Source organism: Ralstonia sp. VS2407 (assembly GCF_052950655.1).
In genome coordinates, this window is the sequence record NZ_JBRFVG010000309.1 from 1 (window position 1) to 449 (window position 449).

1 pseudogene is annotated in these 449 nt (G+C 71.3%); it reads left to right on the forward strand.

Features of this window, described 5'->3' with window-relative positions:
* A pseudogene (locus tag ACU8YE_RS25205) lies at positions 1 to 192 on the forward strand (OmpW/AlkL family protein); the annotation flags it as partial.
* Positions 193 to 449 lie beyond the last annotated feature (257 nt).

Here is a 449-nt window from a genome sequence, read left to right on the forward strand (position 1 = left end):
CCCGTGTTCGTCGTCGGCGCGAACTATCAGCTCACGCGTCAGCTGTCGCTGTCGACCGCGCTGTCGTACATCCCGCTGAAGGCGGCGATCACGGTCAACATCAACGATACGAAGGGCATCCTCGCATCGAACACGACGACGCTTTCCGCGAACGTGCTGCTCTGCACGATGCTGCTCAATTTCCGGTTCTGAACCGCGCGGCACGCGCTTGGCTGGCGATCGGCGGCAGCCGCCGCGCGGTGCTTTGCACCGACGATCGCCGCGCGGCCGGCCGGGGAGCGCGGCGGAACGCCCGGCGGCCGGCAGGCGATCAACGGGCGGCCCGCGCGCGATCAACCGAGCGCTCGCCAAGGGCCCGCCGGGGCGGTTCATCGAGCACCCGGCCAAGCGTCGATCAAGCCCCCAACCGGGCCCCGGCCGGGCCGCCAACCGAGGCCCGACCGAGCCCC